The organism is Herbaspirillum sp. SJZ099 (assembly GCF_007828355.1).
Lineage (GTDB): Bacteria > Pseudomonadota > Gammaproteobacteria > Burkholderiales > Burkholderiaceae_D > Herbaspirillum.
In genome coordinates this window covers 266,029-285,852 of the sequence record NZ_VIUO01000001.1, presented here as the reverse complement: position 1 = coordinate 285,852, position 19,824 = coordinate 266,029, and the positions used below count along the sequence as shown (strand labels likewise).

At 64.1% G+C, this 19,824-nt stretch carries 15 protein-coding genes; 6 read left to right on the top strand and 9 right to left on the bottom strand.

The features are described 5' to 3' along the window. Window position 1: 1 nt before the first annotated feature. The 5 genes from leuC to FB597_RS01195 all read right to left on the bottom strand — a co-directional run bounded on the left by leuC (window position 2) and on the right by FB597_RS01195 (window position 6,430). The gene (gene leuC, locus FB597_RS01215) at window positions 2–1,402 is read right to left on the bottom strand and encodes a 3-isopropylmalate dehydratase large subunit (protein ID WP_141912954.1); all 1,401 of its coding nucleotides are present in this window, start codon (window positions 1,400–1,402) and stop codon (window positions 2–4) included. 217 nt (window positions 1,403–1,619) lie between these two features. Further along, the gene (locus FB597_RS01210; protein ID WP_183405820.1) at window positions 1,620–2,414 is read right to left on the bottom strand and encodes a M48 family metallopeptidase; all 795 of its coding nucleotides are present in this window, start codon (window positions 2,412–2,414) and stop codon (window positions 1,620–1,622) included. Between the two features lie 229 nt (window positions 2,415–2,643). After that, entirely contained in the window at window positions 2,644–3,732 is a 1,089-nt protein-coding gene (aroC, locus tag FB597_RS01205; RefSeq protein WP_141912949.1) for a chorismate synthase, read from the bottom strand. Between the two features lie 114 nt (window positions 3,733–3,846). Beyond that, a complete protein-coding gene (locus FB597_RS01200) occupies window positions 3,847–5,736 on the bottom strand; it encodes an MFS transporter (protein ID WP_141912946.1) in 1,890 nt (629 codons plus the stop codon). 238 nt (window positions 5,737–5,974) lie between these two features. Beyond that, window positions 5,975–6,430: a CBS domain-containing protein gene (locus FB597_RS01195; protein ID WP_141912943.1), complete on the bottom strand. Its 456-nt coding sequence runs from the start codon at window positions 6,428–6,430 to the stop codon at window positions 5,975–5,977. A 231-nt stretch (window positions 6,431–6,661) separates the two neighbouring features. Here FB597_RS01195 and FB597_RS01190 point away from each other — a divergent pair, with 231 nt between their 5' ends. Next, entirely contained in the window at window positions 6,662–6,982 is a 321-nt protein-coding gene (locus FB597_RS01190) for a DUF962 domain-containing protein (protein ID WP_141912940.1), read from the top strand. A gap of 35 nt (window positions 6,983–7,017) precedes the next feature. Here FB597_RS01190 and FB597_RS01185 read toward each other — a convergent pair whose 3' ends face one another. After that, on the bottom strand, window positions 7,018–8,376 hold the full coding sequence (locus FB597_RS01185) for a YihY family inner membrane protein (protein ID WP_255463965.1): 1,359 nt from the start codon (window positions 8,374–8,376) through the stop codon (window positions 7,018–7,020). Window positions 8,377–8,758: 382 nt separating this feature from the next. Here FB597_RS01185 and wrbA point away from each other — a divergent pair, with 382 nt between their 5' ends. From wrbA to FB597_RS01170, 3 genes are all read left to right on the top strand, one after another. Then, on the top strand, window positions 8,759–9,397 hold the full coding sequence (wrbA, locus tag FB597_RS01180) for an NAD(P)H:quinone oxidoreductase (protein ID WP_141912935.1): 639 nt from the start codon (window positions 8,759–8,761) through the stop codon (window positions 9,395–9,397). Then, window positions 9,394–9,798 carry a DUF2069 domain-containing protein gene (locus FB597_RS01175; protein WP_141912932.1) on the top strand — a complete coding sequence of 135 codons (405 nt, stop codon included), beginning with the start codon at window positions 9,394–9,396 and terminating at the stop codon, window positions 9,796–9,798. The genes wrbA and FB597_RS01175 overlap by 4 nt, the downstream gene beginning before the upstream one ends. Before the next feature lie 95 nt (window positions 9,799–9,893). Beyond that, a complete protein-coding gene (locus FB597_RS01170) occupies window positions 9,894–11,300 on the top strand; it encodes an FAD-binding oxidoreductase (protein ID WP_141912930.1) in 1,407 nt (468 codons plus the stop codon). A 93-nt stretch (window positions 11,301–11,393) separates the two neighbouring features. On the opposite strand, the gene FB597_RS01165 is transcribed toward FB597_RS01170, so the two are convergent. Next, window positions 11,394–13,487: a bifunctional diguanylate cyclase/phosphodiesterase gene (locus FB597_RS01165; protein ID WP_141912927.1), complete on the bottom strand. Its 2,094-nt coding sequence runs from the start codon at window positions 13,485–13,487 to the stop codon at window positions 11,394–11,396. 539 nt (window positions 13,488–14,026) lie between these two features. On the opposite strand from FB597_RS01165, the gene FB597_RS01160 reads away from it, so the two are divergent. Next, window positions 14,027–15,190, top strand: coding sequence for a phospholipase A (locus FB597_RS01160; RefSeq protein WP_370454620.1), 1,164 nt, complete (start codon window positions 14,027–14,029; stop codon window positions 15,188–15,190). Between the two features lie 99 nt (window positions 15,191–15,289). On the opposite strand, the gene gorA is transcribed toward FB597_RS01160, so the two are convergent. Further along, window positions 15,290–16,666 (bottom strand): glutathione-disulfide reductase, encoded by a 1,377-nt coding sequence (gorA, locus tag FB597_RS01155; RefSeq protein WP_141912923.1) that lies wholly within the window; start codon window positions 16,664–16,666, stop codon window positions 15,290–15,292. A 101-nt stretch (window positions 16,667–16,767) separates the two neighbouring features. Beyond that, window positions 16,768–18,414, bottom strand: a complete 1,647-nt coding sequence (locus FB597_RS01150; protein WP_141912920.1) for an iron ABC transporter permease — start codon at window positions 18,412–18,414, stop codon at window positions 16,768–16,770. 144 nt (window positions 18,415–18,558) lie between these two features. On the opposite strand from FB597_RS01150, the gene FB597_RS01145 reads away from it, so the two are divergent. Continuing rightward, a complete protein-coding gene (locus FB597_RS01145; RefSeq protein WP_141912917.1) occupies window positions 18,559–19,716 on the top strand; it encodes an ABC transporter ATP-binding protein in 1,158 nt (385 codons plus the stop codon). The last annotated feature ends 108 nt before the right edge of the window (window positions 19,717–19,824 follow it).

Below are 19,824 nucleotides of genomic sequence, written 5' to 3'. Positions count from 1 at the left end.
GTTACAGGGAACGGACATCCACGAAATGCCCCGCGATTCCTGCGGCAGCAGCCATCGCCGGACTCACAAGGTGGGTGCGGCCGCCGGCGCCCTGGCGGCCTTCGAAGTTGCGGTTCGAGGTCGAGGCGCAACGCTCGCCCGGTTCCAGGCGGTCGGCGTTCATGGCCAGGCACATCGAGCAGCCCGGCTCGCGCCATTCGAAACCCGCATCCTTGAAAATCTTGTCCAGGCCTTCACGCTCGGCCTGTTCCTTGACCAGGCCGGAGCCCGGCACCACCATCGCCAATTTGACGTTGGAAGCGCGGAATTTTCCGCGCACCACCGATGCCGCTTCGCGCAGGTCTTCGATGCGCGAGTTGGTGCAGGAGCCGATGAATACCTTGTCGATGCGGATGTCCTCGATCGGGGTATTGGGCTTCAAGGCCATGTAGGCCAGCGCCTTTTCCATGCCGTCGCGCTTGGTCGGGTCCTTTTCCTTGTCGGGGTCCGGCACGCGCGCATCGACCGACACCACCATCTCGGGCGAGGTGCCCCAGGTGACCTGCGGCTTGATGTCGGCGGCGTTGAGCGTGACCACCATGTCGAACTTGGCGCCCGGATCGGAATGCAGCGAACGCCAGTAGCTGACGGCGCGTTCCCAGTGCGGGCCCGAGGGCGAATACGGACGGCCTTTCAGGTAATGCATCGTGGTGTCGTCGAAGGCCACCATGCCGGCGCGCGCGCCCGCTTCGATGGCCATGTTGCACACCGTCATGCGGCCTTCCATCGACAGCGAGCGGATGGTCGAGCCGGCGAATTCGATCGCGTAGCCGGTGCCGCCGGCGGTGCCGATCTTGCCGATCACGGCCAGCACGATGTCCTTGGCGGTGACGCCGGCCGGCAGCGCGCCGTCGACCTGCACCAGCATGGACTTGGACTTGCGCGCCAAGAGCGTCTGCGTAGCCAGCACGTGCTCGACCTCGGAAGTGCCGATGCCATGCGCCAGCGCGGCGAAGGCGCCGTGGGTGGACGTGTGCGAGTCGCCGCACACCACCGTCATGCCCGGCAGCGTGGCGCCCTGCTCAGGGCCGATCACGTGCACGATGCCCTGGCGCTTGTCGTTCATGCCGAAATACGTCAGGTTGTATTCCTTGGCATTGTCGTCCAGGGTCTCGACCTGCAGGCGGGAGATGGGATCGGCGATGCCGTGCGCCCGGTCGGTGGTGGGGACGTTGTGGTCCGCCACCATCAGGTTGGCCGAATTACGCCAGGGTTGACGTCCGGCCAGCTTCAAGCCTTCGAAGGCTTGCGGGCTGGTCACCTCGTGGAGCAGATGGCGGTCGATATACAGGATGGCGGTACCGTCATCTTCCGTATGAACGACGTGCGACTCCCAGAGTTTGTCGTAAAGCGTCTTGAGCATGTTGCAGTCCTGCAAAGGGCACTGAGCGTTGAAAATAGCATTCGATTATGCCATAAAGCGACAGGTCTTACCCTTCCCGGCGCGTTTTCCGGCGCGCGGCAACAACAGCCAATAATGCTGCGAAGCAGCAATAAAAACGCAGAAGAAGCGGCGCATCGAAAAAGGACGGCATTTCCGGCAATGGATTCGGCTTGAGCGACTAAAGCCTTCGCATCGCTCAGCGCGTCTTGCGGGATTGCCGGTACAAGGGCTCGACGCGTTGCGCATACACCGTGAGGTCGGCGATGCGATCCGCGCTGGAAGGATGGGTCGACAGGAACTTCATCGGCTCCTCGCCGCCCAGCTTCGCCATCTTCTGCCACAGGGTCACCGCCGCCTTGGGATCGTAGCCGGCGCGCGCCGCCAGCTCGACGCCGATGCGGTCGGCCTCGGTTTCATTGGCGCGCGAATTGGGCAGCCCCATCAATCCCATGTAGGCATATTGGGCGCTTTGCTGGCCGACATCGCCGAGGCCCAGCAAGGCCGCGCCGAGGGAAATGGCCGAATTGGCCACCGCCTGCTGCGAAGCGCGCTCGCGCGCATGCTCGCGCAATGCGTGGGCGATCTCATGGCCCATGACCGCGGCCAGTTCGTCATCGCTGATATTGAGCTTGTCGATCAGGCCGCTGTAGACCGCGATCTTCCCGCCGGGCATGCACCAGGCGTTGGCTTCGTCCGAGGCCAGCACGTTGACTTCCCATTTCCATTGCAGCGCATCCTGGCGAAACACCCCGGTCTGCGGGATCAGGCGGTTGGCAACCGCCCTCACGCGCTGCGTCTGCGCGGCGCTGCGGTTCAACTGGCCCTTGTCCCTGGCCTGCGCCAGCACTTGCGCGTATTCCTTGCTGGAAGCCGCCTCCATCTCCTGCGACGACACCAGCATCTGCTGCTTGCGGTCGATGCCGACGGCGCCGCCCTGGGTGGTTTGCACCGTTTCGCAAGCGACCAATCCTGCCAGCGCCACGGCCAGCATGCTGTTTTTCAATATGGGGTTGATGAGCGCCACGCCCGCCTCCGTTAGATTTGATATTTGATGTCGGGAAGGAATGCCTGACAGCGATGATACCGCCTTGGCCGCCATTTCTCACTCCCCGCCTGTCGATTTCAGGCGAGCGATTCGACCATGGCTTGCGCAGACGGTTCGCCAAAAACAAAGCCGGCGATCGTTGGACGACGGCCGGCCTGGTTTCGGGAAAAATCGATCAGCGCAACTGCGGCGTATCGACCTTGACGTCGCCGCATTGCGCGCGATGGCGCAATGCGTGATCCATCAGCACCAGCGCCAGCATAGCCTCGGCGATGGGGGTGGCGCGGATGCCCACGCAGGGATCGTGGCGGCCGAAGGTTTCGACCGCGATCGGGTTGCCGGCCTTGTCGATGGACGGGCGCGGGGTGCGAATGCTGGAAGTCGGCTTGATGGCGATCGAGGCCGTGATGTCCTGCCCGGTGGAAATGCCGCCCAGCACGCCGCCGGCGTTGTTGCCGACGAAGCCTTGCGGCGTGAGCGCGTCGCCATGCTCGGAGCCCTTCTGCGCCACCGAGCGGAAACCGGCGCCGATCTCCACGCCCTTGACCGCGTTGATGCCCATCAGCGCATAGGCGATCTCGGCGTCGAGCTTGTCGTACAGCGGCTCGCCCAGGCCGACCGGCACGTTCTGCGCGACCACGTCGATGCGCGCGCCGATGGAATCGCCCTCCTTGCGCAAGGCATCCATGTACGCTTCCAGCTGCGGCACGATGCCGGCATTGGCGGCGAAGAATGCATTGTTGGACACATGCTCCCAGGATTCGAACGGGATCTCAATCTCGCCCAGCTGGCTCATGCAGCCCTTGAAGGTGGTGCCGTATTTTTCGAACAGCCACTTCTTGGCGATCGCGGCCGCGCCCACCACCGGCGCCGTCAGGCGCGCCGACGAGCGGCCGCCGCCGCGCGGATCGCGGATGCCGTACTTGTGCCAGTAGGCATAGTCGGCATGGCCGGGGCGGAAGGTGTCGAGGATGTTGCCGTAATCCTTGCTGCGCTGGTCCTGGTTGCGGATCAGCAGCGCGATCGGCGTGCCGGTGGTCTTGCCCTCGAATACGCCTGACAGGATCTCGACCGTATCCGGCTCCTGGCGCTGCGTCACATGGCGCGAGGTGCCGGGACGGCGGCGGTCCAGCTCGGGCTGGATATCGCCCTCGGACAGCGCCATTCCCGGCGGACAGCCGTCAATCACGCAGCCGATGGCCGGGCCGTGGGATTCGCCGAAAGTGGTAACCGTGAAGAGGGTGCCAAAGGTATTGCCGGACATGATTCTTGATCGCAGTGGATGCGCAGTGGACGGAGTAAGGGATCGATTCTACCAGCGTCGGGGCCGGGCGGCGAGCGGCTGGCTTGCCGGCGCTGCCCCCACGGCATGCGCCGCTTACTTCCACTGCCCGCGCAATGCCGCCACTTTCTGTTGCAGCAACTCCGGCGTCGCCTGCTCCGGCGGCACCGCCTCCCCCACCACCAGCTCCAGCCGCGAAAACAGCCCGCGCTTGAAGGAGCGTGCGAAGGGATTGCTGCTGTCGCGCGACAGCAGGCTGCCCCACAGGCCGCGCAAGGCCATCGGCAATACCGGCACCGGCGTGCGGGCGAGAATCTTCTGCACGCCGCCGCGGAAAGGATTGATCTCGCCGTCGCGGGTCAGCTTGCCTTCCGGGAAAATGCAAACCAGTTCGCCCTCATGCAATGCCTGGGCGATGTCGACGAAGGCTTTCTCGGTCAGCCACGGGTCTTCCTTGAGCGGCGCAATCGGTATCGCGCGGGCGGTGCGAAACACCCAGGACAAGAGCGGGATCTTGAAGATCTTGTGGTCCATCACGAAACGGATCGGACGCGGGCTGGCCGCCATGATGACGATGGCATCCACATAGCTGACGTGGTTGCACACGATCACACCGGCGCCCTGCTCGGTGATGGCGTGGCCGTTGGCGATGCGCACCCGGTAGAAGGTGTGGATCAGCAGCCAGGCCAGGAAACGCATCAGGAATTCCGGCACCAGCGAGAAGATATAGCTCGCCACCAGCGCATTGAGGATCGCGGTCACCAGGAAGATTTCGGGAATGGTCAGGCCGGCCTTCAACAGCACCATCGCCACCAGTGCCGCCACCACCATGAACAGCGCGTTCATGATGTTCATGCCGGCGATGGTGCGCGAGACGTGGGCCGGGTCGCAGCGCGTCTGGATCAACGCGAACAGCGGCACGATGTAGAGCCCGCCGAACACGCCGATGCCCAGGCAATCGGCCAGGATGCGCCAGCTGCCGCCCTGCGCCAGGAAACCGGCGATATCGACCGCCGCGCCCGGCGTCGCATAGCCGCGGCTGGCCAGGTAGAGTTCCACGCCGAACACCGACAAGCCGATGGAGCCGAACGGCACCAGGCCGATTTCCACCTTGTGGCCGGACAGGCGTTCGCACAGCAGCGAACCGGCGCCGATGCCGACCGAGAACACCGCCAGCAGCAGCACGAACACGCTATGGTCGCCATGCAGGTAATTCTTCGCATAAAGCGGAAACTGCGCCAGCATGATGGCGCCGTAAAACCAGAACCATGAATTGCCCAGCAGCGCCAGGAACACCGGACGGTTGCGGCGCGAAAAGCCGATGTTGCGCACGGTCTCGGTGAACGGGTTCCAGTTGACCTTCAACTCGGGCACGGGCGCCGGCGAGTGCGGGATGCCCAGGCTGGCCAGCCAGCCCAGCACGGCGATGCCCAGCGTCACGCCAGCCACCAGCTCCAGCCCCCAGGGCTTATGCACCACCAGCACCGCGCCCAGGATTTCGCCCAGCAGGATGCCGACGAACGTCCCCATCTCGATCACGCCGTTGCCGCCGATCAGTTCCTCGCGCTTCAGCTGCTGCGGCAGGTAGGCGTATTTCACCGGCCCGAAGATGGTCGAGTGGATGCCCATGCCGACCACCGCCGCCACCAGCAGCCAGAGATGATGGGTCATCCAGCCATACGCGGCCACGGCCATGATGGCGATTTCCAGCAGCTTGACGAAGCGCGCCACGCGCCCCTTCTCCAGCTTGTCGGCCAACTGGCCGGCGGTGGCGGAGAACAAGAAGAACGGCAGGATGAACAGGCCGGGAATGAGGTTGTTGAGCAGCCCGGTATCCAGGTCGGTCCACGACAGCGCGTCGTAGGTCAGGATGGTCAGCAGCGCGGTCTTGAAGACGTTGTCGTTGAGCGCGCCGAGGAACTGGGTCCAGAAGAAAGGGGCGAAACGTCGCTGGGCCAACAAGGCGAACTGGTTATTCTTTTGCATGGAGAAGTCGGTGGCTGTAATCGGGTGGGCGGCAAAACTTCAAACAATAACGAAACGCAACGGACAATAAAAAACCGCTCCCCGGGGAACGGTCTTGATATATGGCCTGACTATATGGCCTGACGAGGCCGGGCCGGCAACATATGCCGGCCGGATTCCGCCGCCTCCATCGTCCCTGCCGCCAGGCCGGCCCAGTATAACGGCGCCGCCATCCAGGCCGGGCTGTGCCGGACCTGGCTCAGGTGTTGTTCTCTTCGTGCTCGGCCGGCCAGTCGCGGATGTAGGCCTTGAGCATCTTGTTCTCGAAGCCTTGCGCATCCAGCACCGCCTTGGCCACGTCGTAGAAGGACATCACGCCCAGCACGGTGCGCGCCTCCATCACCGGCACGTAGCGCGCGTGCTTTTCCAGCATGATGCGGCGCACTTCGTTGAGGTCGGTGTCGGGGGTGACGGTAATGGGCGCATCGTTCATGTGCTTGCGCACGGTCGACGAACCCAGCGCGCCGCCGCTCTTGTGCAGCGTCATCAATACCTCGCGGAAGGTCAACATGCCGACCAGGTCGCCGTACTCCATCACCACCAGGGAACCGATGTCTTTCTCCGCCATCGCGGCGACCGCCTCCTGAATCGGGGTTTCGGGCGTGACGGTGAACAGAATGTTGCCTTTGACCTTGAGGATTTCAGAGACTTTCATGATGTCATCCTAAATTTATATTGTGCTGTTTTGACTGTAGCCGATGGTGCCTGAAAAATCCAATTCACGCAGGCAACATGCGCATGGACATGCGCCCCTTCGGCGCAAGCACCATGGTACGGGCAAGGGCGCGGTTTCGGCAACCGGCAATCACGCTGCTTTGCAACTATTTCATTGAATATCCGACACGCGCTGGCTAAGCTGAAAGCATCAGGACTCTGGGAGATCGATGTGTCCACCGCGCTGCCCGACCGGGAATATGCCAGCTTCAACGACTTCTATCCGACATACCTGAGCGAACACTCGCATCGGGTCAATCGCCAACTGCACTTCCTCGGCTCGACGCTGGCCTTGCTGAGCCTGATGCTGTTGCTGATCACCCACCAATGGTGGTGGCTGCCGGTCGCCGTCGCCTGCGGCTACGGCTTTGCCTGGATCGGCCATTTCATGGTCGAGAAAAACCAGCCGGCCACTTTTCGCCATCCGTTGTACTCGTTCCTCGGCGACTGGACCATGTACTGGCAAATGCTGACCGGACAGGTTTCCTTCTGAGAACCTCTTCTGAGCACCGCGGCGCCGGCCCGGCGCTAGCGTTCCCACATCTTGCGCCGCTCTTCCAGCGGCACCGTGGCATAAGGGGCCGGCGCGGCGCTGGCGACGGCCGTGTCCATGACCTTTTGCTGCGCCGTTTCCGGCGCACTGCAATATTCGTCCAGCGACTGCGCGAGCTCGGCTTCGATCGCCGTTTCCACGCGCGCGGCCAATGCGCCTTCCTCATCCGCCTGGATCAGCACCGAGGCGTCGAATACGAACAGGCGATAGACCTGCGCCAGCGTCAGCGTGCACGGATTGGCGACCAGGGCCCAGCGGTCCATGCCATCGACGATGCGCTTGTTCCATGATGCCTTGCGGGAGGTGTCCGGCCGGATCGAGGCGACCCAGCCGGCTTCCTCCATCTTGCGCAGCAGGTCGTGCAATTCGCCCAGGCCAAGCCTGGTGACGCGCCTGACCTCCCCCATGTCGACCACCGCGGTCTCTTCGCCTGCGCGCGCGGCGTGCAGGAACTTGAGGATCCTGACCGCATCGATGAACTCCGCCCCCGGCGACGACACATGCCACCAGCGTTCGTAGCGCACCACCGGCAACGCCGCCGTCAGCAGCGCGCCCAGCAGCGTGATCATCCACATCATGTAGATCCACAGCAGGAAAATCGGCAGCACGGCCACCGCGCCGTACACCATCGTATAGGTCGGGAACTTGAGGATATAGACCGCGAACAGCCGCTTGGCGATTTCCACCCCGACCGCCGCCAGCAAGCCGCCGGCCAGCGCATCGCGCCAGTCCACGGTCCGGTTGGGCACCGTGCTGTAGAGCAGGGTATACGCTACGGTCGAGAGCATCAGCGACACCAGCGTGTAGAAGCTTGCGCCCAGCCAGGGCAGGCTCTTGACCGCGCCGCCGGTGGCCGTGGACAGAAACGAGGTCACGCTGATCGACACCCCGATCAGCAACGGCCCCAATGTGATGATGGCCCAGTACACCAGCACGCGCTGCACCAGCGGGCGCGATTTCTTGACGCGCCAGATCTGGTTGAACACGCTCTCGATGGTCGACATGGTCATCACCGACGTCAGGATCAGCGCCACCGCGCCCAAGGCCGACAGGCGCGCCGACTTCGAGGCGAACTGGTTGAGGTAGCCCAGGATGGTGTTGGCCACGCCCTTGGGCATCAGGTTCTCGACGAAATACGCCTCCAGCGAAGCGCGGAAGGTGGAGAACAGCGGAAAGGCGGTAAACAGCGCCAATGCGATCGTCAGCATCGGCACCAGCGAGAGGATGGTGGTGAAGGTCAGGCTGCCTGCCACTTGCGGCAAGCGATCCTCGCCCAGCCGGCTCGCGGCGAAGCGGAACAGATCGCGCAACTGCTGACGGGTCAGACCACGCATATGTGACAGGGAAAAACGAAAAGAAGACATCGGATCGGTTCACTTCAAATGCAAGGAGCGCAAGGAGACCTCCGCGCATGCCCACTGGTTCCTCCCGGCCGGAGCGCCATCGATTCTCATCGGCCATGCCTGGCGCCGCATCGGGGACGCCCGAACCGGGCCCGGCGGAACTGAAAACTGGATTATCCCCAATATTTCTTCATTCCCCGCGCTTTTGGAGAAAAGTTTTCACCAAAAGGCTCATCCATCGACCGATCGCCAGCCAAACCATCGGCAATGAGGGTTGCCGCGGACAATCGACGCAAAATAGACGCTCGCGCACCGCAACATCACTCACTCTTTACGGATGGCAAGCGAAAAAAACGGAAATATAATAAGTTGCATGAACACCGCCCATTCCCCTTCCCCCTCCGCCAACGTCAACGCCACCATCCTGGTGCTGTACTACTCGCGCCATGGCGCCACCCGCAAACTGGCCGAACTGATCGCCCAGGGCGTGGAAAGCGTACCGGGCTGCGATGCCCGCCTGCGCACGGTGCCGGCGGTATCGACGGTGGCCGAAGCGGTGGAACCGGATGTGCCCGCCAGCGGCGCCCCTTATGTAGAAGTCGCCGACCTGGAACAATGCGACGGCCTGGCGCTGGGTTCGCCCACGCGCTTTGGCAACATGGCCGCGGCGATGAAATATTTCTGGGACGGCACCGCGCCGCAGTGGCTCTCCGGCGCGCTGTCGGGCAAGCCGGCCGGCGTGTTCACCTCCACCGGCAGCATGCACGGCGGCCAAGAGTCCACCCTGCTGTCGATGATGATTCCCTTGCTGCACCATGGCATGCTGATCGTCGGCCTGCCCTATACGCATCCTGAACTGATGAATACCAACAGCGGCGGCACCCCTTACGGCGCCAGCCACTGGGCGGGCGTCAACGGCAACCAGCCGCTGTCGGACGACTCGCGCGCCCTGGCAATCGCATTGGGCAAACGGCTGGCAGAAACCGCCAAACAATTACGGAGACCATCATGAGCAGCTCTCAGGCACACTACGCACGCTATTTCCATGCTGGCGCCATCGTCAGCCTGATTTCCCTGATCCTGTTGTGCGTGGCGTGGGAGCTGGTGCTGGCGCCGCTGCGTCCGGGCGGCTCCTGGATGGTGCTCAAGGTGATCCCCTTGCTGCTGCCGCTGCGCGGCGTATTGAAACGCGACGTCTACACCATGCAATGGTCGTCGATGCTGATCCTGGCCTACCTGGCCGAAGGCCTGGTGCGCGCCACCAGCGATGCCTCGCACACGTCGGTGCTGCTGGGCTGGGCCGAAGTCGCGCTGTCCTGCGTCTACTTCCTGTGCGCCCTGCTCTACCTGCATCCGTTCAAGAAAGCCGCCCGGGAAATCGCCCGCCAGGCGATCCAGAAGGCTTCGCAATAAGCGCCCTCTTAGCCGCCTCTTCACACCATGCCCGCCAGCGCCAAGCCACGGCGCTGGCGTCATCCATACAGGCGGGCATGCGCCCGCATCGCGCCATGAATGCATTCCTGCAAGCCTGCCGCGCCGCCATCGGCACGGCGCATGTCCTCACCGAACCCCACGACACCGCCGGCTACCTGACCGACCAGCGCGGCCGCTTCACCGGCCGTGCAGTGGCGGTGCTGCGCCCGGCAGACACCGCCGAGGTGGCCGCCATCGTCAAGCTGTGCGACCGGCATCGGGTACCGCTGGTGCCGCAAGGCGGCAACACCGGCCTGGTGCTGGGCAGCGTGCCCGACCGGCAAGGCAACGCCGCCGTGCTCTCGACCAGACGCCTGAACCGCGTGCGCGCCGTCGATCCGGCCAACAACACCATGACGGTCGAAGCCGGCTGCATCCTGCAGCACATCCAGCAGGAAGCGGCCGCCGCCGGACGGCTGTTCCCGCTGTCGCTGGCCGCCGAAGGCAGCTGCACCATCGGCGGCAACCTCTCCACCAATGCCGGCGGCACCGGCGTGCTGCGCTATGGCAATACCCGCGAGCTGTGCCTCGGGCTGGAAGTGGTCACGGCGCAAGGCGAGGTGATGAGCAGCCTGCGCGGCCTGCGCAAGGACAATACCGGCTACGACCTGCGCGACCTGTTCATCGGCGCCGAGGGCACCTTGGGCGTGATCACGGCCGCGGTGCTCAAGCTGTTCCCGCAGCCGCGCGCGCAAGTCACCGCGCTGGCCGCGCTGAAGACGCCGGCGCAGGCGCTGCGATTGCTGGACCTGGCGCAATCGCGTTGCGGCCCGGCGCTGACCGGCTTCGAGCTGATGTCGGACTTTTGCCTGCAGCTGGTGTGCAAGCACTTCCCCGAACAGCGCCTGCCCTTCGCACAGCGCCACGCCCAATACGTGCTGCTGGAATTGTCGGACAGCGAATCGGAAGAACATGCCCGCGCCATGTTCGAGGCAGTCATCGGCGATGCGCTGGAACAGGAATTGATCGACGACGCCGTCATTGCCTCGTCGATCACGCAATCGAAAGCGCTATGGCAACTGCGCGAGAATATTTCGATGGCCCAGGCCCATGAAGGCAAGAACATCAAGCACGACATCTCGGTGCCGATCTCGCGCATCGCCGAGTTCATCGAAGTCACCGACCAGCTGGTGCAGCAGGTCTCGCCCGCTTGCCGCATGGTGACCTTCGGCCATCTCGGCGACGGCAACCTGCACTACAACGTCTCGCCGCCGCCCGGCGTGGCCGATACCGACTTCATCGGCCAGCAGCAGGCCATCAACCTGGCGGTGCATGACAGCGTCGAGCGTTTCGGCGGCTCCATCTCGGCCGAACACGGGCTGGGCGCGCTCAAGCGCGAAGAGATCAGGCGCTACAAGTCGCCGGTCGAACTGAAACTGATGCGCGCCATCAAAACCGCGCTGGATCCGCATCACCTGATGAATCCGGGCAAGGTCATCTGACGGGTTTTATGCCGCCGCGGGCCGGGCACGATGTGCGGCAAGCGCGGAGCAGGCGTTGTTGGCAGATATGATGGAATGCGCCTGGGAGCGCCGTCAGGCCTGGCGCATGCCCGTCTGTTGCGGCTCGATTGCCTGCAGGAACTGTTCCGGCGGCACCGGACGTCCCATCAGGTAGCCCTGCAGCGCATCGCAGCCGACCGAGGCAAGAAACGCCTGCTGCACTTCGGTTTCCACCCCTTCGGCCACGATGCGCAAGTTGAGCGTGCGCCCCAATGCCACGATGGCCGAGACGATGGCCGCATCCTCGGTGCCGGCCGACAGGTCGCGGACGAAACCGCGGTCGATCTTGAGTTCATTGGCCGGCAAGCGCTTGAGGTACAACAGGCTGGAATAGCCGGTGCCGAAATCGTCGATGGAAATATCCACGCCCAGGTCGGCGATCTTCTGCAGCGTCTGCATGCTGGATGCGGTGTCATGCATGGCCGTCGATTCGGTCACTTCGAGCGTGAGGCAATGCGGCGGCAGCCGGTGCTTGTCCAGCATCGCCTGCACCACGTCGAGCAACTGCGGATCGTTGAATTGCAGCGCCGACAGGTTGACCGCGATCTTCCAGTCCCGGTAACCCAGCGTGCGCCATTCGCGCATCTGGCGACAGGCCTCGTCGAGCACCCAGGCGCCGATCGGAATGATCAGGCCGGAGCGTTCGGCCAGCGCGATGAAGTCGTCCGGGCCAACCATGCCATGCACCGGATGCTGCCAGCGCAAGAGCGCCTCGGCGCCGATCACGGGGCCGGCGGGCGACCTGAACTTGGGCTGGTACACCAGGCGGAACTGCTTGCGCTCCAGCGCCACACGCAAGTCCTGCAGCCATTGCAACTGGTTGTGCGCGTTGGCGTTCATCGACGGCTCGAAGAAGTTGTAGCCGTTGCGGCCGCTGCGCTTGGTGTGGTACATGGCGGCATCGGCATTGATCACCAGGTCATGGCGCGTGTCGCCGTCGTCCGGATAGATGGCGATGCCGATACTGGCCGAGACGCGTAGCTCGTGCTTTTCCACGGTAAAGGGCTGGTTGACGACCTCGACCAGCTTCTCCGCGACCGGCATGGCATCGTCCGGCTGATTCAGTTCCACCAGGATCACGAACTCGTCGCCGCCCAAGCGCGCCACCGTGTCGTGCGCGCGCATGGCGTTGTTCAGGCGCTGCGCCACCTCGACCAGCAAGCGGTCGCCGATATGGTGGCCGAGCGAGTCGTTGATGGTCTTGAAGCCATCCAGGTCCATGAACATCAGCGCAAAGTGGCCCTGGCTGCGCGAAGCCTTGTTGATGGCCTGGGTCAGGCGATCTTCCAGCAGCGTGCGGTTGGGCAACTTGGTCAGGTGGTCGTGCAGCACCATCTGGGTCAGTTCCTCGTTGGCTTCGGCCAGTGAGCTGGCCAGCTTGGCGGTGCGCGACTCAAGGCGGGCATCCAGCACCGACGTCAGCAATGCGATGGTCAACACGGCCAGCGTGACCACGATGATCAGGATCGCCAGCCAGCCGGGGCTGACGCCTTCGCGGGCAGCCATGCAGATCGAACCCTCAGGAAAATTGGCGGCCGCCATGCCGGTGTAATGCATGCCGACGATGGCAATGCCCATCACGACCGAGGCGGCAGCGCGGGCGGCTTTCACATGCGGATTATTGCGGCGCAGGCGAAAGGCGATCCACAACGCTGCGGCCGACGCCGCGATTGCGATAGCCACGGATGCGGCAAACAAGAGCGGGTCGTATTCGATGCCGGGACTCATGCGCATGGCCGCCATGCCGGTGTAATGCATGCCGGCGATGCCGATGCCCATCAACAGCGCGCTGCTGAACAGCCGGCGCCACGGCAGCTGCGGCCGCGTGGCGATCCACAGCGCATAGCCGGACACGGCAATGGCGATCGCCAGCGACAGCATGGTGATCCAGAGATCGTAGCCCAGCAGGATCGGCAAGCGGAAAGCCAGCATGCCGATAAAATGCATCGACCAGATGCCGATGCCCATCGCCACGGCGCCGCCGGCCAGCCACATGCGCGCGGCCATGGCATGCTGGTTGTTGGTGGTATTGATGCGTTCGGCCATATCCAGCGCCGTATAGGAGGCGAGGATGGCAACGAACAACGAAACGGCAACCAAAAGGCTGTCGTAGGATGCGCTTAACATGGCAGTAGGCGATGCGTATCAGAACGTCTGGTTTTCGGGATAACGACGTCACCGCTGGCGGATCTTCCGCAGCAGTTGGCGTTCAGCTTTCCCATCCCGACGGGGAAAAACCGCCTGCATCAAAACAAATCCGGACAAGTACGACGGGGGAGCTTATAAGGCGCGTCATTCTGCCACAATCAGGAAATACCCCTCGTCAAATTGCTATTTTAGCAATTTCCACAATCCGGACCTTGCCAACAAGGCGTTTTTTGTGCAAATGCGACAACTTTATTGTGTATGGTCGATCAGTCGACGACCAACAGGGTCTTTACAAGGATCAAGGATCTCATCGATTCTTCAGCCTCGGCGGGACTCCCGCGAGCTTTCCTCTTTTTTTAACGGCCGGCATCGAGATAAACTTTACCAAGGACAACATGCTTCGTCCCCTTCCGTTCAGACAACCGCCCCGATTCACGCTTCCGTTTTCCTTCGCCTGGCTATTGTGCGCCTGCCCACTGCCGGCTTTTCTTCCCGGCACGGCACACGCCGGCATTGCCATGGTGCAGCCGCCCAAACAGGTGGACGCCAGCAAGCCGCTGGAGTTGACGCTGCTGGTCAGCCAGGACGATGAGGACGAACACACCTATCAGGTGCCGGGAACCATCATGGTGTCGGCCTCGGCGGACATGATTGCACCGATGCAGATCCCGTTGGCACGTGAGGCCAGCAATAACAGTAATGACAGCAGCGCCGGACAGACCAGTCTCACGCTCAAGAAAGGGGAGTTCCGCAAGATCCGTTATCGCGGCATGCTGCCGGAACGTTTGCGGGGCATGGTGCGCATCGAACCCATCGGCATCGATGCCTCGCCGGCGCTGGTCATGGTGATCCGCCCCGCGCCCGGACAGCCCCCGCTGGCGCCCGTCCCGGCGCTGGCCGATGCCGCGCCAATGCCGGGCGCCGATAACCCGGCCGGCGCGCCGGCGGCCCTGGACCTCCTGAACAGTACCCGCCTGTCGTTCAACGAACCGATCTATTTCGTGGCCGGCAACAGCGGCGACAACGCCAGCGCCAAGTTCCAATTGAGCTTCAAGTTCCGCCTGTTCATGCCGGAGGACCCGCGCTCGCGCGGCCTGCTCGACAATCTCTATTTCGGCTACACGCAATTCTCGCTGTGGGATCTGTCCGCGCCGTCGGCGCCATTTCGCGACACCAACTATCGCCCCAGCCTGTTCTACTACCTGCCCGACACCGGCCTTGGCAACGGCTTCGTCAGCCGCGTCGCCCTGGCCACAGGCCTGGAACACGAATCCAACGGCCGCGACGGCGTGGAGTCGCGCAGCGTGAACACCTACTTCATCCAGCCCACCTTCAGCTTCGGGAACCTCAACGACTACCATCTGACGGTTTCCCCCAAGGCCTACGCCAGCCTCGGCCCGACCAGCGACAATCCCGACCTCGGCGACTATCGCGGCCATGTCGACCTGAAGCTGGCCTACGGCAAGCCGGACGGCTGGAAATTCGCCACCACCCTGCGCAAGGGACAGCGCGGCAACCATGGCAGCGCCGATACCCAGATCTCCTATCCCTTGTCGCGCCTGATCCCGGGTACCGCCGGCTTCCTGGTGGCGAGCTATTTCTACGGCTACGGGGAAAGCCTGCTGACCTATAACCAGAAGGAGCATCCGCAATTCCGCATCGGTTACGCGCTATGGCGCTGACGCCCCATAGGCCCTCTGCCTGAACGCTGCAACGAACGACGGGGATGACATCGTCATCCCCGTCGTGCATGGCGCCGCGCAACCGGCTTTATCCAGCGCCTATGCGACCGGCGTACGCATGGTCACGAATTCCTCCGCAGACGTCGGATGAATGCCGATCGTCATGTCGAACTGCGCCTTGGTGGCGCCGCATTGCAAGGCCACGGCAAACCCCTGGACGATCTCGCCGGCTTCGCCGCCGACCATGTGCACGCCCAGTACGCGGTCGCTGCCGGCATCCACCACCAGTTTCATGAAGGTACGTTCGGTATTGCGCGAGAGGGTATGTTTCAGCGGCTTGAACTCGGTCTTGAAGATCTTCACTTCGCCCACTTCCTTGCGCGCCTGTTCCTCGCTCAAGCCGACGGTGCCGATATTGGGATGGCTGAACACCGCGGTCGGGATGTTCTGGTAGGACATCATCCGCTCGCCATTGCCGAACAGACGCGACACCACCGCCATCGCCTCGGCCAGCGCCACCGGCGTCAGCGCCACGCGGTCGATCACGTCGCCCACGGCGAGGATCGAGGGCACGCTGCTTTCAAAATTCCCGTTGACCTTGATGGCGCCATTCTTTTCCAGCGCCACGCCGGCCTTCTCCAGGCCCAGCCTCGATGTGGTGGGCCTGCGGCCGGTGGCGAACAAGACGCACTCGGCCTGCAGCGCCTCGCCATTGGACAGGCGCACGGTCTTGGCCGCATGCTCGCCGGCCTGCGCTGCATCGACCGCCTCCACCGCCTCGATATTGGCCTTGAACACCAGCCGGATGCCCTTCTTGGCCATCTCGTCGGCCAGGAATGCGCCGAGGTCGGCATCCATCGTTCGCAACAGGCGCTCGCCGCGGTAGACCAGCGTAACCTCGCTGCCCAGGCCGTTGAGGATGGAGGCCAACTCCACCGCGATGTAACCGCCGCCCAGCACCACTGCCCGCTTGGGCAAGGCCGTCAGATGGAAGAAATCGTCGGAGGTGATGCCAAGCTCCTTGCCCGGGATATCCGGACGTTCGGGATGGCCGCCGGTGGCCACCAGGATATGCCTGGCGGTGAAACGCCGGCCATCGACGCTGACCGTGTGCGCATCCTCGACGGTGGCGAAGCCGCGGTGCAGCGCCACGTTGGCGCCGTCCAGCAGGCGCTTGTAGATATCGTTCAGGTGCGCGATCTCGCGGTCCTTGTTGGCGATCAGCGTATTCCAGTCGAAGCCGGGCTGCGCATCCAGGCGCCAGCCATAGCCGGCCGCATCGCTGAAATCGCTGTGGTAATGCGCGCTATAGGACATCAGCTTCTTGGGGATGCAGCCGACATTGACGCAGGTGCCGCCCAGGTCGCCGCTCTCGGCCAGGCCTACCCTGGCCCCCGCTTGCCCGGCGAAGCGCGCGGCGCGCACGCCGCCGGAACCGCCGCCGATGGTAAACAGGTCGTAATCGTATTGGCTCATCGTTTCTCCATTCGCATGGCTTGCTAGTTGTATTGGCTGCCTGTGATGATGCGGGCGGCGCGCCACGGGGACTTGTTCAGCGTAGCCTTAAGTGCAAGGGATCAGTTCCGGCGCGCATCCAGCGCGCGCATCACCACCAGCACCGGCACCAGCCCGACCGCCACGATGGACAATGCCGGCAGCGCCGCTTCGCCCAGCCGCTCATCGCGCGCCAGGTTGTGGGCGATGACGGCCAGGGTATCGGTATCGAAAGGCCGCAGCAACAAGGTCGCCGGCAACTCCTTGACCACATCGACGAACACCATCAGCCCCGCCGTCGCCAGCGAGCGCCACAACAGCGGCGCGTGCAGGCGCCAGGCGATGGCGCCGCGGCCGCTGCCCAAGGTGCGCGCCGCCTCATCCACGCTGGCCGGGATGCGCGTGTAGCCGGCTTCCACCGACTGCACCGCGACCGCAGTGAAGCGTACCAGATATGCGTAGATCACACCCAGCGAGGTGGCCGTGAGCAAAACGCCCAGGCCGGCCGCCGGCCACACCACCTGCAACCAGGCCACCGGCAGCAGGATGCCCACCGCGATCACCGAGCCTGGAATCGCATAACCCATCGATGCCAGCCGCGCCACCCCGCGCAACAGCCATCCCGACACGCGCGACAGGCCGCCGGCGCGCAGCGCGAAGCACAGCGACAGCGCCAGCACGATGGCCACCAGCGCCGCCACGCCGCCGAAGCGGAAGCTGTTCCACACCCAGCCGGCATAGCGCGAAAAACTGAACAGCGATGCCGAACCGCCCTCGAAGCCGGTCTGCGCCGTGTGCCCGAGTTCGCCCCACCACAATCGCAGCAGGATCAGCACCGGCAGCACGAACCCGAGCAACACCGGCAAGCCGCACACCAGCCAAGCCAGCAGCGCCCTGCCGCCGCCCAGCACCGGCAAGCGCGCTTCGGCGCCGCCATCATGGCCGCGATGGCCGCGTACGCTCGCAAAACGCATGCGCTGCTGCTCGCGCCGCTCCAGCCACAACAAGATCGCCACGAACAGCAGCAGCGCCGACGCGTACTGGGCGGCGGCGATGCGGTCGTCCAGCACCATCCAGGCCTTGTAGATGCCGGTGGTAAACGTCGTCAGGCCGAAGTAGGCGGAGACGCCGTAATCGGCCAGCGTCTCCATCAGCGCCAGCGCGGCGCCGGCCATCAGCGCCGGGCGCGCCAGCGGCAGCGCCACGCGCACGATGCGTTCGCGCAGCGGCGTGCCCAGCATGCGCGCGGCCTCCATCAGATGCGTGCCGCGTTCGGACAAGGCATTGCGGGCCAGCAGGTAGGCATAGGGATAGAGCGTGAAAACGAACAGGAAAATGGCGCCGGGCAAACCGCGCACATCGAAGCGAAAGCCCGGGAACCAGCCGCGCAGCGTGCTTTGCACCACGCCCGCGTATTGCAGGAAATCGGTATAGGCATAGGCGCAGACATACGCCGGCATGGCCATCGGCAACAGCAGCGCCCAGGAGAAGAAACGCTTGCCGCGGAATTCGAACAGGCTGATCGCCACGGCAGCCGCCCCGCCCACCAGCGCCACGCCCAGCGTCACCGTCAGCGCCAGCCATCCCGAAGTGACCAGGTAGCCGGGCAGCACGGTCTGCAGTTGCCGGCGCAAGCTGTCGACCCCGGCCGCATCCAGGCCGAGCCAGGCGCCGAGGATACCGAGGATGGGCAAAGCGATCAGGACTGCGAGCAAACCGATGATGGGCATGGACTAAAAAGAATCAGAAGGACGACAACAACAAAATGGAAATACCGCAAACGATGCATTGCGGCATGGCGCGGGAGGATTTTGCTCCGGCGCATACGCTACACTGCAACAAATGCGAATTGTAACCATTTAAGCGAGTACCCCATGTTTCTCGAAGTCGATCAGGTCAGCATCCGTTATCCGCGCACCCCGACGCCGGCGGTCGACGCCGTCTCGCTGCAGCTGCAGCCGGGCCAGCTGGGCGTGCTGCTCGGCCCCTCCGGCAGCGGCAAGACCAGCCTGCTGCGCGCCATCGCAGGCCTGGAACAGGCGCAATCGGGCAGCATCCTGCTGGACGGTCGCCTACTCGACGGCCACGGCGCGCGCGTACCGGCCGAGGAGCGCCGCATCGGCATGGTATTCCAGGACTTCGCCCTGTTCCCGCACCTGGACATCGCCGCCAACGTCGGCTTCGGCCTGCGCGGCATGGCGCGCGCGCAGCGCGCCGAGGTCGTCGACCAGATGCTGATGCTGGTCGGCCTGCCGGACGCCCACAGCAAATTCCCGCACCAGCTCTCCGGCGGCCAGCAGCAGCGCATCGCCCTGGCCCGTGCGCTGGCGCCGCAACCGCGCCTGCTGTTGCTGGACGAACCCTTCTCCAGCCTGGATGTGGAATTGCGGGAAAGGCTGGCGCATGACGTGCGCGACATCCTCAAGCGCACGCACACCACCGCCCTGATGGTCACGCATGACCAGATGGAAGCCTTCGCCGTGGGCGACGTAGTCGGCGTCATGAACCAGGCCCGCCTGGAGCAATGGAACACGCCCTATTCGCTCTACCACCGCCCCGCGACGCGCTTCGTGGCCGACTTCATCGGCCACGGCGTGCTGATGCAAGGCCGCCTGCAGCGACCGCGGGAAGATGGCGTTTTCGAAGTGGAAACCGCAGCCGGACGGCTGCGTTCAATGACGATGAGCGGAGAGGCCCTGGATGACCACGGTGATCCGGAGTACCTGGATCACCAGCCGCGGCAATCTCGCCAGGATGAGGTAGCGCCAACCCCGCCCGGCGCGAGCCCGGCAGTGGTCGACGTACTGCTGCGCGCCGACGATGTGATGCACGACGACGCCTCGCCCTTCAAGGCAAAGGTATTGCGCAAATCGTTTCGCGGCGCGGAGTTTCTCTACACGCTGGAACTGGAGAACGGCCAGCAGCTACTGTCGCTGGTTCCCTCGCACCATGATCATGACATCGGCGAATGGATCGGCATCCGGCTGGATGTCAGGCACCTGGTCACGTTTGCGGCCGACACCAGCGCCTGAACGGCTGGCTGCCTGGCCGACAGCGGCATTGACAGTAATGGCGGCGATGGCGGCAGCAGTCACAGCATGGCCGCCGCCGTCCATCACCAGCCAGTCGAGCGCGCGACG